At 74.6% G+C, this 16,076-nt stretch carries 14 protein-coding genes; 2 read left to right on the forward strand and 12 right to left on the reverse strand.

Going from position 1 to position 16,076, the window contains the following annotated elements; genetic code table 11:
• Positions 1–57 precede the first annotated feature (57 nt).
• From coaBC to carA, 9 genes are all read right to left on the reverse strand, one after another.
• Positions 58–1,290, reverse strand: coding sequence for a bifunctional phosphopantothenoylcysteine decarboxylase/phosphopantothenate--cysteine ligase CoaBC (gene coaBC / locus EDD33_RS10445; RefSeq protein ID WP_342773611.1), 1,233 nt, complete (start codon positions 1,288–1,290; stop codon positions 58–60).
• Positions 1,291–1,345: 55 nt separating this feature from the next.
• Positions 1,346–1,681: a DNA-directed RNA polymerase subunit omega gene (rpoZ, locus tag EDD33_RS10450; protein ID WP_056543292.1), complete on the reverse strand. Its 336-nt coding sequence runs from the start codon at positions 1,679–1,681 to the stop codon at positions 1,346–1,348.
• A gap of 43 nt (positions 1,682–1,724) precedes the next feature.
• A complete protein-coding gene (gene gmk, locus EDD33_RS10455; protein ID WP_123390670.1) occupies positions 1,725–2,297 on the reverse strand; it encodes a guanylate kinase in 573 nt (190 codons plus the stop codon).
• Positions 2,294–2,611 carry an integration host factor, actinobacterial type gene (mihF, locus tag EDD33_RS10460; protein ID WP_123390672.1) on the reverse strand — a complete coding sequence of 106 codons (318 nt, stop codon included), beginning with the start codon at positions 2,609–2,611 and terminating at the stop codon, positions 2,294–2,296. Before mihF ends, gmk begins: the two co-directional genes overlap by 4 nt.
• Positions 2,612–2,740: 129 nt before the next feature.
• Positions 2,741–3,184, reverse strand: coding sequence for a hypothetical protein (locus EDD33_RS10465; protein ID WP_123390674.1), 444 nt, complete (start codon positions 3,182–3,184; stop codon positions 2,741–2,743).
• Positions 3,185–3,192: 8 nt separating this feature from the next.
• Entirely contained in the window at positions 3,193–4,029 is an 837-nt protein-coding gene (gene pyrF / locus EDD33_RS10470) for an orotidine-5'-phosphate decarboxylase (RefSeq protein WP_123390675.1), read from the reverse strand.
• Positions 4,026–5,099: a quinone-dependent dihydroorotate dehydrogenase gene (locus EDD33_RS10475; RefSeq protein ID WP_123390677.1), complete on the reverse strand. Its 1,074-nt coding sequence runs from the start codon at positions 5,097–5,099 to the stop codon at positions 4,026–4,028. The genes pyrF and EDD33_RS10475 overlap by 4 nt, the downstream gene beginning before the upstream one ends.
• Positions 5,096–8,425 (reverse strand): carbamoyl-phosphate synthase large subunit, encoded by a 3,330-nt coding sequence (carB, locus tag EDD33_RS10480; protein ID WP_123390679.1) that lies wholly within the window; start codon positions 8,423–8,425, stop codon positions 5,096–5,098. The genes EDD33_RS10475 and carB overlap by 4 nt, the downstream gene beginning before the upstream one ends.
• The gene (gene carA / locus EDD33_RS10485; protein ID WP_123390680.1) at positions 8,425–9,573 is read right to left on the reverse strand and encodes a glutamine-hydrolyzing carbamoyl-phosphate synthase small subunit; all 1,149 of its coding nucleotides are present in this window, start codon (positions 9,571–9,573) and stop codon (positions 8,425–8,427) included. Before carA ends, carB begins: the two co-directional genes overlap by 1 nt.
• Positions 9,574–9,687: 114 nt before the next feature.
• On the opposite strand from carA, the gene EDD33_RS10490 reads away from it, so the two are divergent.
• Together EDD33_RS10490 and EDD33_RS10495 are read left to right on the forward strand one after the other, a co-directional pair.
• On the forward strand, positions 9,688–12,228 hold the full coding sequence (locus EDD33_RS10490) for a LuxR C-terminal-related transcriptional regulator (RefSeq protein ID WP_123390682.1): 2,541 nt from the start codon (positions 9,688–9,690) through the stop codon (positions 12,226–12,228).
• Between the two features lie 80 nt (positions 12,229–12,308).
• Positions 12,309–13,163 carry a class I SAM-dependent methyltransferase gene (locus EDD33_RS10495; RefSeq protein ID WP_123390683.1) on the forward strand — a complete coding sequence of 285 codons (855 nt, stop codon included), beginning with the start codon at positions 12,309–12,311 and terminating at the stop codon, positions 13,161–13,163.
• 12 nt (positions 13,164–13,175) lie between these two features.
• Here EDD33_RS10495 and EDD33_RS10500 read toward each other — a convergent pair whose 3' ends face one another.
• The 3 genes from EDD33_RS10500 to pyrR are packed head-to-tail and all read right to left on the reverse strand — an operon-like array spanning position 13,176 to position 16,011.
• Positions 13,176–14,456, reverse strand: a complete 1,281-nt coding sequence (locus EDD33_RS10500; RefSeq protein ID WP_123390685.1) for a dihydroorotase — start codon at positions 14,454–14,456, stop codon at positions 13,176–13,178.
• Positions 14,453–15,388 (reverse strand): aspartate carbamoyltransferase catalytic subunit, encoded by a 936-nt coding sequence (locus EDD33_RS10505; RefSeq protein ID WP_123390687.1) that lies wholly within the window; start codon positions 15,386–15,388, stop codon positions 14,453–14,455. The genes EDD33_RS10500 and EDD33_RS10505 overlap by 4 nt, the downstream gene beginning before the upstream one ends.
• A complete protein-coding gene (gene pyrR, locus EDD33_RS10510) occupies positions 15,385–16,011 on the reverse strand; it encodes a bifunctional pyr operon transcriptional regulator/uracil phosphoribosyltransferase PyrR (protein ID WP_123390689.1) in 627 nt (208 codons plus the stop codon). Before pyrR ends, EDD33_RS10505 begins: the two co-directional genes overlap by 4 nt.
• Positions 16,012–16,076 lie beyond the last annotated feature (65 nt).

The raw sequence follows: 16,076 nt of genomic DNA on the forward strand, positions 1-16,076 counted from the left end.
TGGAAGATCGGGGTTCGGCAGCGAACGGTTGAGCCTAACCGAACCGGCCTGGTGGGCTTACGGCGTCTCGGTGCGTGTCGGGCCCGGGCGGGCCGCCTCGCGGAGGGCGACGACGCGGTCCCACACGACGTGCGCCAGGGCCGACTTGGAGCCGCGCGGCACGGGGGCCGCTCCCCCGTCGCGGTCGAGCACGACGGCCTCGTTGTCGTCGCTGCCGAAGACCGCGCCGCCGCCCACGTCGTTGACGACCAGCAGGTCGCAGCCCTTGCGGGCCAGCTTGGCGCGGGCGTGGTCCATCACCGAGCCGGCGGCGTCGCCGGTCTCGGCGGCGAAGCCCACGACGACCGTGTCGGGGCGCGGCCGGTGGGTCACCAGCCCGGCGAGGATGTCGGGGTTCTGCACCAGGTCGATGCGCGGGGACGACCCGTCCTCGGACTTCTTGATCTTGGTCGCCGACGCCTCGGCGGGACGGAAGTCGGCCGGGGCGGCGGCCATCACCACCGCGTCGGCGGCCGCGGCCGCCTCCAGCACGGCGTCGCGCAGCTCGGCGGTCGTCTCGACGTGACGGACCTCGACCCCGGCCGGGTCGGGCAGGGTGACGTTGGCGGCCACGAGCGTGACCTCGGCGCCGCGGACGGCGGCGGCGCGGGCCAGGGCGTAGCCCTGGCGGCCCGAGGACCGGTTGCCGATGAAGCGGACCGGGTCGAGGTACTCGCGGGTGCCACCGGCGGAGACCACCACCCGGGTGCCGGCGAGGTCGAGCGCGGCGCCCCCGGCGGTGTGGCGGGCCAGCACCTCGGTGGCGAGGGCGAAGATCTCGGCCGGGTCGGGCAGCCGTCCCTTGCCGGTGTCGGCGCCGGTCAGCCGGCCCTCGGCCGGCTCGACGACGACCACGCCCCGCTCGCGCAGCGTGGCGACGTTGGCCCGGGTCGCCGCGTTCTCCCACATCTCGGTGTGCATCGCCGGGGCGAGCACGACCGGGCAGCGGGCGGTCAGCAGCGTGTTGGTGAGCAGGTCGTCGGCCAGCCCGTGGGCGGCGCGCGCCATCAGGTCGGCCGTGGCGGGCGCGACGACGACGAGGTCGGCCTCCTGGCCGATCCGCACGTGCGGCACCTCGTGGACCTGGGTCCACACGTCGGCACTGACGGGCTTGCCCGACAACGCCGCCCAGGTGGGGGCACCCACGAACTCCAGCGCCGAGGCGGTCGGCACGACGGTGACGTCGTGGCCGGACTCGGTGAACCGGCGAAGCAGCTCGCAGGCCTTATACGCAGCGATCCCGCCGCTCACGCCGAGGACGACACGAGGGCGGGATCCACCGGTGGTGGTCACCGGCAGCAGCTCATCAGGAGACGGGCTCGTCGCTGGAGCCGGCGGCGGCGGCCTGGTCGACGGCGAGCGCCTCGGCCGCGGCCTCCTCGGGGTCGATGTCCTCGCAGGTCAGCAGGTCGTCGTTGATCTCGCGCAGCGCGATCGAGAGCGGCTTCTCCTGCACGTGGGTGTCCACGAGCGGGCCGACGTACTCCAGCAGGCCCTCGCCGAGCTGGGAGTAGTAGGCGTTGATCTGGCGAGCCCGCTTGGCGCTGTAGAGGACCAGCTTGTACTTGGAGTCGGTCTTCGTCAGCAGGTCGTCGATCGGGGGGTTGGTGATCCCCTCGGCGACAGGTCCGGACGCAGTCATCAAAGCCTCATTCACGTAGACGCAAGGTGGAGCAGGGCAGGCCTCAGCGGCCGCCCAACCCCATCAACTCTACCAATCGTCGGCCGGCATCCGGAATCCGCCGGTTGACGACCGTCTCGTCGAACTCCGGCTCGGCCGCCAGCTCCTCGCGGGCGCTGTCCAGGCGTCGCTCGCGCTCGGCGGCGTCCTCGGTCCCGCGGCCGACGAGCCGGTTGACCAGCTCCTCCCACGACGGCGGAGCGAGGAACACGAACCGGGCCTCGGGCATGCGCTCGCGGACCTGCCGGGCGCCCTGGAGGTCGATCTCGAGCAGCGCCGGCCGGGCCTGGGCCAGGGCGTCCTCGACGGGGCCGCGCGGGGTGCCGTAGCGGGAGCCGCGGTGGACCACGGCCCACTCCAGGAGCGCGTCCTCGGCGACGAGGCGGTCGAACTCCTGGTCGTCGACGAAGTGGTAGTGGACGCCGTCCTGCTCACCGGGCCGGCGTTGCCGGGTGGTGGCGGAGACCGAGATCCAGACCTCGGGGTGGTGCTCGCGGACCCAGGCGGTCACGCTGCCCTTCCCCACGGCGGTGGGGCCGGCCAGGACGGTCAGGCGCGAGGGCGGGTCCTGCGTCACGCGCCGGAGAACTCCTCGACGAGCGCCGCCACCTGCTTGGCGCCCAGGCCGCGCACGCGACGGCTCTCGGAGATCTGCAGCCGCTCCATCACCTGGCGGGCACGGACCTTGCCGATGCCGGGCATCGACTGCAGCAGCTCGCTGACCCGCATCTTGCCGATGACCTCGTTGTGGCGGCTCTCCTCGATCACGTCGGCCACGGTGTAGCCGGAGTTCTTGAGCCGGTTCTTGACCTCGGCGCGCTCACGGCGTGAGGCGGCGGCCTTGTCGAGTGCTGCCTGGCGCTGTTCGGGCGTGAGGGGCGGCAGGGCCACGGAGGGTTCCTCGTTCTTCCTGCCCGGCGGGGGCGGGCACGTGGTGTGGGGGCGCGGCACGGACGGCGCGCGGGGAGTGCGTTGCACAGTAGTCACGTCCTTCGACGGGCTGCAACGCGGCCCCGGTGCTCACAGCCCGAGGTTGACCTTGCACACGTCACGGCCCTGCTGCTCGATGCCGGAGGCGGCCGAGACGACCTCCTCGGAGCGGATCTGGTCGGCCGCCGCGACGACGTCCCGGCGCTCCGAGGGGCTCAGGCCGGCGGGCGGCTCGCCTCCCTGGAAGTCCTCCGCGGAGACGTCGGCGGAGCGCAGTGCGCGGTCGAGGTCCTCCAGGGCACCCAGGAACGTCTGCCACTCGTCGGTGAGGTCCGAGGGTGCCTTCTCCCCCAGCCCCTGCAGCAGCTCGAGGTTGTCCAGCAGCGCGGTCGGGGAGCTCGCCGAGACCATGGCGGAGAGCTGCTCGCGGTCCAGGCGCAGCTGGGCGCAGTAGTCCTCGGTGGTGGGCTCGCCGCAGCCCGCCAGCGGCAGCGCCAGGAGCAGGCCGGCCACCACGGCGGCGACCCGTCCCACGGGCGTCCTCACGCGACGTCCCGCAGCGCGGCCAGGTCCTCGGCCACGGCCCGGGCGGCGGCGGCCAGGGCGGCCGGGTCGGGGCCCGCGCGCAGGATCTCCCGGGAGCTCGAGGCGAGCACCAGGCGCGAGGCCGGCCCGAAGATGCGGCGTACGTCGGCCACGGTCCCGCCCTGGGCACCCAGGCCGGGCACGAGCAGCGGGCCGCCGACGTCGAGGTCCTCCTCGGTGCGGCCGATGGTGGCGCCGACGACCGCGCCGAAGCTGCCCAGCGGACCCTCCTCGCCGGCGTTGAGGCCGCGGAGGTGGTCCAGCACGCTGCCCGCCACCGTCTGGCCGGCCGCGGTGACGGCCTGCTGGAACGGCGGCGCCTCGGGGTTGGAGGTCAGGGCCAGGACGAAGACGCCCGCCCCGTGGGCCCGGGCGGTGTCGAAGAACGGCTGCAGGCTGCCCGTGCCCAGGTAGGGCGAGACCGTGAGGGCGTCGGCGGCCAGGGGCGAGCCGGGGTCGAGGTAGGCCTCGGCGTACCCCTGGGCGGTGGAGCCGATGTCGCCGCGCTTGACGTCGACGACGGTGAGGGCGCCCGCCTCCCGCGCGGTGGCGAGGACCCGCTCCAGCACGGCGACGCCGGCGGACCCGAACCGCTCGAAGAACGCGGACTGCGGCTTCAGCGCGGCCACGACGGGGGCGAGGGCCTCGGTGGCGCCGAGGGCGAACCGCTCGAGCCCGGCGACGGTGTCGGGCAGGCCCCAGGCCTCCAGCAGCGCCGGGTGGGGGTCGACGCCGGCGCACAGCGGTCCGTGGACGTCGACCGCCGCGGCGAGCCGGGCGCCGAACGGCGTCATGCGGCCACCTCGGCCCGCGCCCGGGCGACGCCGCGGTTGATCCGGCGCGCCCACCCCGGGCCCTCGTAGACGAAGCCGGTGTAGCCCTGCAGCAGGTCGGCACCCGCGTCGAGCCGGGCCAGGGCGTCCGCGACGGTGGTGATGCCGCCGACCCCGATGATCGTGGGCTCGGGACCGAGCCGGTCACGGAGCAGGCGGGTGACCTCCTGGGCACGCGCGCGCAGCGGCGGTCCGGAGAGCCCGCCTCCCCCGGCGGCCTCGACCGCGCCCCCGGGGCTGGCCAGCCCGTCGCGGGAGACGGTGGTGTTGGTGGCCACGACGCCGTCCAGGCCCACGGCCAGCGCGAGGTCGGCCACGGCGAGCACGTCGTCGTCGGCGAGGTCGGGGGCGATCTTGACCAGCAGCGGCACGTGGGTGCTCGAGACGTCGTCGGCGCGGCGGCGTACGGCGCGCAGCAGCGGCTCCAGCCGCTCCACCGCCTGCAGGTGGCGCAGCCCGGGGGTGTTGGGCGAGGAGACGTTGACGACCAGGTAGTCGGCGTACGGCGTGAGCAGCCCGGCGCTGGTCTCGTAGTCGGCGACGGCCTCGTCCTCGGGCACGACCTTGGTCTTGCCGATGTTGACGCCCAGGGGTACGCCGGACCGGCGACCCGTCATGTCGAGGCGGCGCTCGGCCAGCCGCCGGGCCACCGCCACCGCCCCGTCGTTGTTGAAGCCCATCCGGTTGACGATGGCGCGGTCGCGGGGCAGCCGGGCCAGCCGCGGCCGCGGGTTGCCGGGCTGGGGCTGCGCGGTCACGGTGCCGATCTCGACCGAGCCGAAGCCGAGGTTGGCCAGCGCGTCGATGCCGACGCCGTTCTTGTCGAAGCCCGCGGCCAGGCCCAGGACGCCGGGGAACACCAGCCCCATCGCCTCGACCTCGCCGCCGGCGCGGCCGGCGCGACGGGCCCCCGACTGCAGCGCGTGGGTGACCGGGCGGGCCCGACGGATCGCCGTGAACGCGAGCTCGTGGGCCCGCTCGGCGTCGGTGCGGACCAGCACCCGGTCGAAGAGCCGGTGGTACAGCGTCACCCCGCGGCTCCCGGGGTCTCCGGCTCCCCGGCGGCCCGTCGCGCCCAGTCCTGCAGCGACCGGACGCCGATGTCGGCCGCCCGCATCGCCTCGATGCCCTGCACCGCGGCCCCGAGCCCCTGCACCGTGGTGATGCACGGGATGTTGCCCAGGATCGCTGCGGTGCGGATCTCGTAGCCGTCCAGCCGCGGCGACCCGCCACCGACCGAGGTGCCGTGCGGGGTGTTGACGATCAGGTCGACCTCGCCGTCGAGGATCCGCCCGACGATGGTCCTCTCCCCCGACGCCGCGTCGCCCTCGCTGTACTTGCGGACCACGGTCGCCGAGACGCCGTTGCGTCGCAGCACCTCCGCCGTGCCCTGGGTGGCGAGGATCTCGTAGCCGAGGTCGGCCAGGCGCTTCACCGGGAACACCATCGTGCGCTTGTCGCGGTTGGCCATCGAGACGAAGACCCGGCCCGAGAGCGGCAGCGAGCCGTAGGCGGCCGTCTGCGCCTTGGCGAAGGCGGTGCCGAAGTGGCCGTCGAAACCCATCACCTCGCCGGTCGAGCGCATCTCGGGACCGAGCACGGTGTCGACGTTGTGGCCCTCGAGCGTCTTGAAGCGGTTGAAGGGCATCACCGCCTCCTTGACCGCGATCGGCGCGTCGCCGGGCAGGTCGCCACCGTCGCCCTCGGCCTTGAGCAGGCCCTCGGCACGCAGCCCCGCCACGGTCTCGCCCAGCATGATGCGGGCGGCGGCCTTGGCCAGCGGTGTGGCGGTCGCCTTGGAGACGAACGGCACCGTCCGGCTGGCGCGCGGGTTGGCCTCGAGGACGTAGAGCACGTCGGAGCCGAGCGCGAACTGGATGTTGAGCAGCCCACGGACCCCGACGCCCTTGGCGATGGCCTCGGTGGCGGTGCGGATCCGGTCGATCTCCTCCTTGCCCAGGGTGATCGGCGGCAGCGCGCACGAGGAGTCGCCGGAGTGGATGCCGGCCTCCTCGATGTGCTCCATCACGCCGCCGAGGTAGAGGTCGGTGCCGTCGTAGAGCGCGTCGACATCGATCTCGACCGCGTCGTCGATGAACCGGTCGACGAGCACCGGGTGCTCCGGGCTGATCTCGGTCGCCCGCTGGATGTAGCCGGCCAGTGCGCCGTCGTCGTAGACGATCTCCATGCCGCGGCCACCGAGCACGTACGACGGCCGCACCAGCACCGGGTAGCCGATCGTGGCGGCGATGTCGCGCGCCTCGGCGTACGTCGTGGCCATGCCGTGCTTGGGGGCCGGCAGCCCGGCCTCGGCCAGCACCCGCCCGAAGGCACCGCGCTCCTCGGCCAGGTCGATGGCGGCCGGCGGCGTGCCCACGATCGGCACCCCGGCGTCCTCGAGGCCCTGCGCGAGGCCGAGCGGCGTCTGGCCGCCGAGCTGGCAGATGACGCCCGCGACGGGTCCGGCGGCGCGCTCGGCGTGGACCACCTCGAGCACGTCCTCCAGGGTGAGCGGCTCGAAGTAGAGCCGGTCGGAGGTGTCGTAGTCGGTGGAGACCGTCTCGGGGTTGCAGTTGACCATCACGGTCTCGTAGCCGGCGTCGTGCAGCGCGAGGCTGGCGTGGACGCAGGAGTAGTCGAACTCGATGCCCTGGCCGATCCGGTTGGGGCCCGAGCCGAGGATGATCACGGCCTCGCGCTCGCGCGGCGCGACCTCGGTCTCCTCGTCGTAGGAGGAGTAGTGGTAGGGCGTCCTGGCGGCGAACTCGGCGGCGCAGGTGTCGACGGTCTTGTAGACCGGCCGGACGCCGAGCGCGTGGCGCACGCCGCGCACGACCGGCTCCTTCATGTCGCGGATCCGGCCCAGCTGGGCGTCGGAGAAGCCGTGGCGCTTGGCCAGCCGCAGCAGGCCCGGGGTCAGCTCGGGAGCCTCGATGACCTGCTGCGCGACCTCGTTGATCAGCACCAGCTGGTCGACGAACCACGGGTCGATGCCGGTGGCCTCGTGGACCTCCTGCGGCGTCGCCTCGGCGCGCAGCGCGTCCATCACCTTGCGCAGCCGGCCGTCGTGGGGGGTCGCCACCTCGGCCAGCAGCGCGTCCTTGTCGAGGGCGACGGTGCGGTGGCTCCAGTCGAAGACGGCCTTCTTGTCCTCCAGCGAGCGCAGTGCCTTCTGCAGCGCCTCGGTGAAGTTGCGACCGATCGCCATCGCCTCGCCCACGGACTTCATGTGGGTGGTCAGCGTCGGGTCGGCGGCCGGGAACTTCTCGAACGCGAACCGCGGCACCTTGACCACGACGTAGTCCAGCGACGGCTCGAAGGAGGCCGGGGTCTCCCGGGTGATGTCGTTGGGGATCTCGTCGAGGGTGTAGCCGATCGCGACCTTGGCCGCGATCTTGGCGATCGGGAAGCCGGTGGCCTTCGAGGCCAGCGCGGAGGAGCGCGAGACGCGGGGGTTCATCTCGATCACCACGACCCGGCCGTCGGCGGGGTTGACGGCGAACTGGATGTTGCAGCCGCCGGTGTCGACGCCGACCGAGCGGATGATGCCGATCGAGAGGTCGCGCAGGTGCTGGTACTCGCGGTCGGTCAGCGTCATCGCCGGGGCGACGGTGATCGAGTCGCCGGTGTGGACGCCCATCGGGTCGAGGTTCTCGATCGAGCAGACGATCACCACGTTGTCGGCGGTGTCGCGCATCACCTCGAGCTCGTACTCCTTCCAGCCGATGATCGACTCCTCGAGGAGCACCTCGGTGGTCGGGCTGGCGGCCAGGCCGGACCCGGCGATGCGCCGCAGGTCCTTCTCGTCGTACGCCATGCCGGAGCCGGTGCCGCCCATGGTGAAGCTGGGTCGCACCACCATCGGCCACCCGAGGTCCGCCGAGGCCTCGAAGCACTCCTCGAGGGTGTGGCAGACCACCGACCGGGCGACCTCGCCGCCGAGCTCCTCGACGATCCGCTTGAAGGACTCGCGGTTCTCGCCGCGGTTGATGGCCTCGATGCTGGCGCCGATCAGCTCCACGCCGTACTTCTCCAGGACGCCGGCGGCGTCGAGCGCCATCGCGGTGTTGAGCGCGGTCTGGCCGCCGAGCGTCGCGAGCAGCGCGTCGGGGCGCTCCTTCTCGATGACCTTCTCGACGAACTCGGCCGTGATCGGCTCGACGTAGGTCGCGTCGGCGAACTCCGGGTCGGTCATGATCGTGGCCGGGTTGGAGTTGACCAGGACCACCCGCAGGCCCTCGGCCCGCAGCACGCGGCAGGCCTGGGTGCCGGAGTAGTCGAACTCGCAGGCCTGGCCGATCACGATCGGGCCGGACCCGATGACCAGCACGCTCTGGATGTCGGTGCGCTTGGGCATCAGGCGTCCTTCCCGTCGGACATCAGGTCGGTGAACCGGTCGAAGAGGTAGGCGGCGTCGTGGGGGCCCGCGGCGGCCTCGGGGTGGTACTGCACCGAGAAGCTCCGCAACCGGCCGTCCTCCCCGCGCAGCTCCAGGCCCTCGACCACGTCGTCGTTGAGGCAGACGTGGGAGACGGTGGCCTCGCCGTACGGCGTCGCGGTCGAGCCCTCGAGCGGGGCGTCGACGGCGAACCCGTGGTTGTGGGCGGTGACCTCGACCTTGCCGGTGGTGCGGTCCATCACCGGCTGGTTGATGCCGCGGTGGCCGTAGGTCAGCTTGTAGGTGCCGAAGCCCAGGGCCCGGCCGAAGAGCTGGTTGCCGAAGCAGATCCCGAAGTAGGGCAGGCCGCGCTCGAGCGCCCCCTGGAGCAGCTCGACCTGGTCGGTCGTCGCCGCGGGGTCACCCGGGCCGTTGGAGAAGAACAGGCCGTCGGGCTGCACCGCGAGGACGTCGTCGAGGGTCGAGGTCGCGGGCAGCACGTGGACCTCGACGCCGCGGGCGGCCAGCATCCGCGGGGTGTTGGCCTTGATGCCGAGGTCGAGGGCGGCGACGGTGAACCGCTTCTCGCCGACCGCGGGCACGACGTAGGCCTCCGCGGTGGTGACCTCGTCGGCGAGCTCGCTGCCGGCCATCTGCGCAGAGGCGAGGACCCGCTCCAGCAGGGCGGCGCTGTCGGAGGTCTCGGTGGAGATGCCGACGCGCATCGCCCCGCGCTCGCGCAGGTGGCGGGTCAGCGCGCGGGTGTCGATGCCGCTGATGCCCACGACGCCCTGCTCGCGCAGCTCGTCGTCGAGGCTGCGCACCGACTGCCAGTTGGAGGGCACCCGGGCGGGGTCGCGCACGACGTAGCCGCTCACCCAGATCCGGCGCGACTCGGGGTCGTCGTCGTTGACGCCGGTGTTGCCGACGTGCGGGGCGGTCATCACGACCACCTGGCGGTGGTAGGACGGGTCGGTCAGCGTCTCCTGGTAGCCGGTCATGCCGGTGGAGAACACCGCTTCGCCGAAGGTCTCCCCGGGGGCGCCGTAGGCCTCGCCGTGGAAGGTCCGGCCGTCCTCGAGCACGAGGATCGCGGGGCCCGGACGGGTGGGGGCATGCAGTGGCACGCCGTACCTCCTTCTCCGCCTCACGGGACGGATCGTTAAAGGATGCCGATCGCGGACGACCCTACCAGCGCCGGAGGCGTTGTCAGCCGCCCGTCCGGAGGGGATGCTGGCCCGGTGGGCGGGGTGCTCGTGGGACGCACCGAGGAGCTGGCCCGGCTCCGGGCCTGGCTCGACCAGCGCTCGGCGGACCCGGGCCCGCCGGGTGGACCGCGCTCCGGCGCCGCTCCCCCGCTGCTGCTCGTGAGCGGCGACGCCTGGGTCGGCACGACCGCGCTGGTCGACGCGGCGGTGGCGGCGTACGACCCCTCGCTGGTGGTGCGCCTGGACGACCTCCACCTGGCCGACGAGGAGACCGTGCGCGGACTGCCGGACCTGGCCCGCGGGCTGGCCGGCGGCCCGGATCACGGGCCGAACCACGGGCCGGCGGCGGTGGTGGCGACGTACCGGCCCGCCGCCCTGGCGCGCGACCATCCCCTCCGTCCCGTCCGGGCCGCGCTGCGGCACGCGGGGCTGGTGACCGAGCTGCGGCTGGGGCCGCTGGCCGACGCCGACGCCCGGCGCCTGGTCGCCGACCGGCTGGGTGAGGCTGCCGACCCCGGACGGGTGGAGGACGTGGTGCGCCGCGCCGACGGGCTGCCGTTCCTGCTCCTGGCGCTGGCTCAGGAGGACGACGCCCTGCCCGAGACCGTCCGCGACCTCGTCGCCCTGGAGCTCGAGCGGCTCGACGACGCGGGCCGGGAGGCCGTGCTGCTGGCGGCCGTCACCGGTCCGGTCGTCGAGCCGCGCCACCTCGCTGCGCTGCTCCCGGGCGGCTGGCCCGAGGAGCTCGAGGCCGGGGAGCACCTCGCGCGCGACGTGGACGGCGTGCTGCGGTTCCGGCACGACGTGGTCCGCGAGGCGGTGCGCGACCAGGTGCCGCCGGCCCGGCGGCGCGCCTGCGCGTCGCGGCTCGCCGACCGGCTGCTCGCGACCGGGTCGCACCGCGAGGCGCTCGCGCTGCTGGACCCGCTGGTCGCCTCCTGGCCCGCCCACGAACCCGGCCACGAACCCGGGCGGGTCCGGGCGCTGACCGCGCTGGCCGGCGCGGCCGAGGGCTGCGGCGAGCACCGGACCGCCGTGGCCGCCCTCGTCGAGCTGCTGGAGCAGGCGCCGGGCACCGGGGCCACTGGGGCCACCGGGGCCACCGGGGCCACCGGGGCCCGGGCGGGGTTGCTGTCCCACCTCGCCACGCAGCACGAGCTGCTGGGCCAGTGGTCGGTCGCGGTGGCCGAGCGCGAGTCCTGCGCCCGCCTGCACGAGGACGCCGGGCGCCCCGCGGAGGCCGCGGTGGAGCGGCTCGCCGTGGCGGTCCACCTGCGCTCGGCCGCGAGCCTCCGCGCCGCACTGGAGGTCACCCGGCTCGCCGAGCGCGACGCCCTGCGGGCCGACCGGTTGGACCTGGTGTGCCGCGCGCAGGCGCTGCACGGCAACCTGCTCGCCCGGACCGAGCACGGCGCGGAGGGGGTGGCGCAGGTGCGGGCCGCGCTCGACCGGGCGCTGTCGGCGGGGCTGGTCGCCCCCGCGGCCGAGGCCTACCAGAGGCTGGCGGACGCGCTGGAGCACACCGGCGACTACCGCTCCGCGGGCCAGGCGTACGACGCGGCGTACGCCTTCTGCCGGCACGGGGACCAGGACGTCACCGCCCAGGTCTGCCGGGCCTGCGCCGCGGTCGTGATGCTGCACGGCGGTCGCTGGGACACCGCGCTCGAGGTGTGCGCCGAGGTGTCCCACGACCCCGCCTCGCCACCGCCGGCCCGGGCCGCCGCCGAGGTGGTCGTGGGCCTGGTCGAGACCTTCCGGGGCCGGGTCCGCGGGCCGCGGGCGGCGCTGCTCGGCGCGCGTCTCACCGGGGTGCGCATCGACCTGTTGCCCGTCGACCTGCTGGCCTCGTGGGGGCTGTCGCTGCTCGACCGGCACGCGGGTGACGACGCCGGGGCCGTCGCCGGGCTGCAGCGGGTCCTGCAGCGCTGCGAGGACAGCGAGGAGCGGCACTACTGCGTGCCGGTGCTCCAGGACGCGGTCGGCCTGTTCGCCCGGCTCGGCCTGGTGCGCGAGGTGGCGCGCGCGACCGCGCTGCTGGCCCAGGCCGACCTCGGGCACCAGCCCGACGCCCGGATCGCGCTGGGCGTGGCCCTCGCCGAGACGGCGGCGCTCGAGGGCGACGTCCCGGCCGCCGTGCCGCACCTGCGGCAGGCGCTCACCCTGGGCGCAGCCGAGGAGCTGCCGCTGGCCGACGTGGCCGTACGCCGCCGGCTCGCCGCCCTGCTCCCCGGTCGCGACCGGGACGAGGCCGTCGAGTTGCTCCGGCAGGCGCAGCGGACCGCCCGACGCCTCAAGGCCCGGCTGCTGCTCGAGCCGCTCGGCCGCGAGCTGGCGGCACTGGGCGGGAGCCCGGCCGGTGCCGGTGACGACGCGCTCAGCGCCCGCGAGCGCGAGGTGCTCGGCCTGGTCGGCAGCGGGCTGACGAGCCGCGAGATCGCCGCCCGGCTGTTCCTCAGCGTCCGGACCGTCGAGATGCACGTGCGCCACGCGATGACCAAGCTCGACTGCCGCACCCGCACCGAGGCGGCGATGCGGCTGGCGCGCGACGACGTGCACGGGCACCCGACCCCGTAGTTCTCCGGTATCCCCCGGTCCGCGCCGCTGCGAGCGTGGCAGGGCCGCGAGCTCCGCGGCACCACGACCCGGAGGCCCCCATGAGCCAGCAGACCCGTCCCTCACCCGTCGCCGACCCCGCCGACCCCGCAGATCGGGCCCTCAAGGCCCGGCACCGCTCGATGTGGGCGCTCGGCGACTACCCGGCCGTGGCCCGCGAGGTCATCGCCGGGCTCGGCCCCGTGCTCGTGGAGGCCACCGGGGTCGGGCCCGGCGACCGCGTGCTCGACGTCGCGGCCGGCTCCGGCAACGTCGCGGTCCCGGCGGCCCGGACCGGAGCCCGCGTCGTCGCCTCGGACCTGACGCCCGAGCTGCTGGAGGTGGGCAGGCGTCAGGCCGAGGCCGAGGGCCTGGTGCTCGACTGGGAGGAGGCCGACGCCGAGGCGCTGCCGTACGCCGCCGCCGAGTTCGACGTCGTGCTCTCCTGCGTCGGCGTGATGTTCGCCCCGCACCACCACGCCGCTGCGGACGAGCTGGTCCGGGTCTGCCGCCCGGGCGGCCGGATCGGCCTGGTGAGCTGGACGCCCGAGGGGTTCGTGGGTCAGCTCTTCGCCACCATGAAGCCCTACGTCGCCCCGCCGCCGGCCGGCGTCCAGTCGCCGCCGCTGTGGGGCCGCGAGGACCACGTCACCGAGCTGCTCGGCGACCGGGTCACCGACCTCCGCACCGAGCGACGCACCCTGGAGGTCGACGCCTTCGGGGACGCCGCCGGCTTCCGGGAGTTCTTCAAGCGCTGCTACGGGCCGACCATCGCGGCGTACCGCGGGCTCGCGGACGACCCCGACCGCACCGCGGCCCTCGACGCCGACCTGGTCGACCTCGCGCGGCGCTCCAGCACCGGCCCGGACGGCGCGATGGGCTGGGAGTACCTGCTGGTCACCGCCACGCGGACGTGACCGGCGGCGCCGTCAGACCAGGGCACCGTCCAGCACCGTCGGCCGACCACCGAAGACGGTCGCCACGACGGCGCCGGTGAGGCTGCGACCGTGCCACGGGTTGTTGCGCGACAGCGACACCGAGGCGTCGCGGTCGACGGTCACGGCCGCGGTCGGGTCGACCAGGGTGAGGTGGGCCGGTGAGCCGACGGCCAGGGAGCCGCCGTGGCCCTCCAGGCCGGCGATCCGGGCGGGGGTCTGCGACATCACGCGGGCCACGTCGGCCCAGCCCATCCGGCCCGCGGCGACCATGACCTCGCTGACGACCGACAGCGCCGTCTCCAGGCCGAGCATGCCGAAGGCGGCGTCGCCGAAGGCGTGCTCCTTGTCGTGGCGCGCGTGCGGGGCGTGGTCGGTGGCGACCGCGTCGACCGTGCCGTCGGCCAGCGCCTCGCGCAGGGCGTGCACGTCCTCGTCGGGACGCAGCGGCGGGTTGACCTTGTAGACCGGGTCGTAGCCGCTCAGCAGGTCGGTGGTCAGCAGCAGGTGGTGGGGCGTCACCTCGGCGGTGACGTCCACGCCCTGGGCCTTGGCCCACCGCAGCACCTCGACCGAACCGGCCGTGGAGACGTGGGCGACGTGCAGCCGGCTGCGGGTGTGCCGGGCGAGCATGACGTCGCGCGCGACGATCGTCTCCTCGGCGATGCCGGGCCAGCCGGTGAGGCCGAGGCGACCGGACAGCTCGCCCTCGTGGCAGCACGCGGAGGGACCGGCCAGGTCGGGGTCCTGCGAGTGCTGCGAGACGACGCCGCCGAAGGCGCGGACGTACTCCAGCGCCCGGCGCATCACGCGCGGGTCGTGCACGCAGCGGCCGTCGTCGCTGAACACCCGGACCCGGGCGCGCGAGCGGGCCATCAGCCCGAGCTCGGCCAGCTCGTGGCCCTCCAGGCCGCGGGTGACCGCACCGACGGGCTGCACGTCGACCAGGCCGGCGGCACGGCCGAGGTCGAGCACCCGCTCGGCGGCCTCGGCGGTGTCGGTGACCGGGCTGGTGTTGGCCATCGCCAGGACGGCCGTGAAGCCGCCGACGGCCGCGGCCCGGGAGCCGGTGAGCACCGTCTCGGCGTCCTCGCGGCCCGGCTCGCGCAGGTGGGTGTGCAGGTCGACCAGCCCGGGGAGGGCCACCAGGCCGTCGGCGTCGAGGGTGCGGGCGCCGGCGGGCGCCTCGTCGACGAGCACCCCGTCGGCGACGTACAGGTCACGCGGCTCGCCCCCCAGGACGGCGGCGCCGGTGATGACGAGCGGCTCGCTCACGCGACGCTCCCTTCCCCTGCGAGCAGGTGGTAGAGCACGGACATCCGGATCGCGACACCGGCCGAGACCTGGTCGAGCACGGCCGAGCCGGCGGCGTCGGCGGCGTCCGCGGCGATCTCGAGGCCGCGGTTCATGGGACCAGGGTGCAGGATCGGCGTGTCCTCGCGCAGCAGGCCGAGACGGTCGCGGGTCAGGCCGTAGCCGACGGTGTACTCCCGCGCGGTGGGGAAGAAGCCGCCGCTCATCCGCTCGCGCTGCACGCGCAGCATCATCACGGCGTCGGCGGTCGGCAGCACCGCGTCCAGGTCGTACGACGTGGCGAAGCCGGTCGCCTCCGACCACGCCGTGACACCGGCCGGCATCAGCGTCGGGGGCGCCACCACGGTGACCCGCGCACCCAGCTTGGTGAGCAGCGCGACGTTGCTGCGGAAGACGCGGCTGTGGGTCAGGTCGCCGACGATGGCGACGTGGCGACCCTCGAGGGCGCCGAGCCGCCGGGTGAGCGTGTAGGCGTCGAGCAGCGCCTGGGTGGGGTGCTCGTGGGTGCCGTCGCCGGCGTTGACGACGACCGCGTCGGTCCACTGCGAGACCTGCTGCGCCGCGCCGCTGGCCATGTGGCGGATCACCAGCCCGTCCACGCCCATCGCCGCGACGGTGAGCACGGTGTCGCGCAGGCTCTCGCCCTTGCTGACGCTCGATCCCTTGGCCGAGACGTTGATGACGTCGGCGGAGAGCCACTTGCCGGCGATCTCGAACGACGAGCGGGTGCGGGTGGAGTCCTCGAAGAACAGGTTGACGACCGTGCGGCCCCGCAGCGCGGGCAGCTTCTTGACCGAGCGGCGCTGCACGTCGTGCATCTCCGCGGCCGTGGCGAACAGCTCGGCGACGTCGTCGGGCGTGACGTCGTCGACCGAGAGCAGGTGCTTCCTCACGAGCCCTCCCCCGGGTGCAGCAGGGCGTCGCCCGGGCTCGGGGCGATCCGCACCACGTCGTAGCCGTCGGACTCCTCGAGCCGCACCATCACACGCTCGCTGCGCGCGCTGGGCAGGTTCTTGCCGACGTGGTCGGCGCGGATCGGCAGCTCGCGGTGGCCGCGGTCGACCAGCACCGCCAGCCGCACGGTCGCCGGGCGGCCGAGGTCGTTCATCGCGTCCAGCGCCGCCCGCACGGTGCGGCCGGAGTAGAGGACGTCGTCGACGAGGACCACGGTCTTGCCGTCGATGCCGCCGGGCGGGAGCGCGGTGGGCTGCGGCCCGCGGGCGGGCTGGCGCCGCAGGTCGTCGCGGTACATCGTCACGTCGAGCGTGCCGGTGGGCACCGCGACGCCCTCGACGCGAGCGATCCGCTCCGCGAGCCGGGTGGCGAGGTGGGTGCCGCGGGTCGGGATGCCGAGCAGCACGAGGTCGCGCGACCCCTTGTTGCGCTCCAGCAGCTCGTGGGAGATCCGGGTCAGCGCCCGGGCGATGTCGTGGGCGTCGAGGACGGTGCGGGAGCCCTCGGGCGCCTCGGGGACCTCGGCAGCGGGGTCGGGCACGTCGGCCGGGGGGTGCGCCACAGGGGCCGGACCTCCTTCTCCGCCTCACGGGACGGCTCGTTAAAGGATGTCGATCGCGAGGGACT

It is taken from the genome of Nocardioides aurantiacus (assembly GCF_003752505.1).
Lineage (GTDB): Bacteria > Actinomycetota > Actinomycetes > Propionibacteriales > Nocardioidaceae > Marmoricola > Marmoricola aurantiacus.

Excerpts from the sequence above, each read along its gene's own strand:
- rpoZ (WP_056543292.1), bottom strand. The coding sequence starts at position 1,681 with ATGACTGCGTCCGGACCTGTCGCCGAGGGGATCACCAACCCCCCGATC.
- pyrF (WP_123390675.1), bottom strand. The coding sequence starts at position 4,029 with ATGACGCCGTTCGGCGCCCGGCTCGCCGCGGCGGTCGACGTCCACGGA.
- carB (WP_123390679.1), bottom strand. The coding sequence starts at position 8,425 with ATGCCCAAGCGCACCGACATCCAGAGCGTGCTGGTCATCGGGTCCGGC.
- EDD33_RS10495 (WP_123390683.1), top strand. The coding sequence starts at position 12,309 with ATGAGCCAGCAGACCCGTCCCTCACCCGTCGCCGACCCCGCCGACCCC.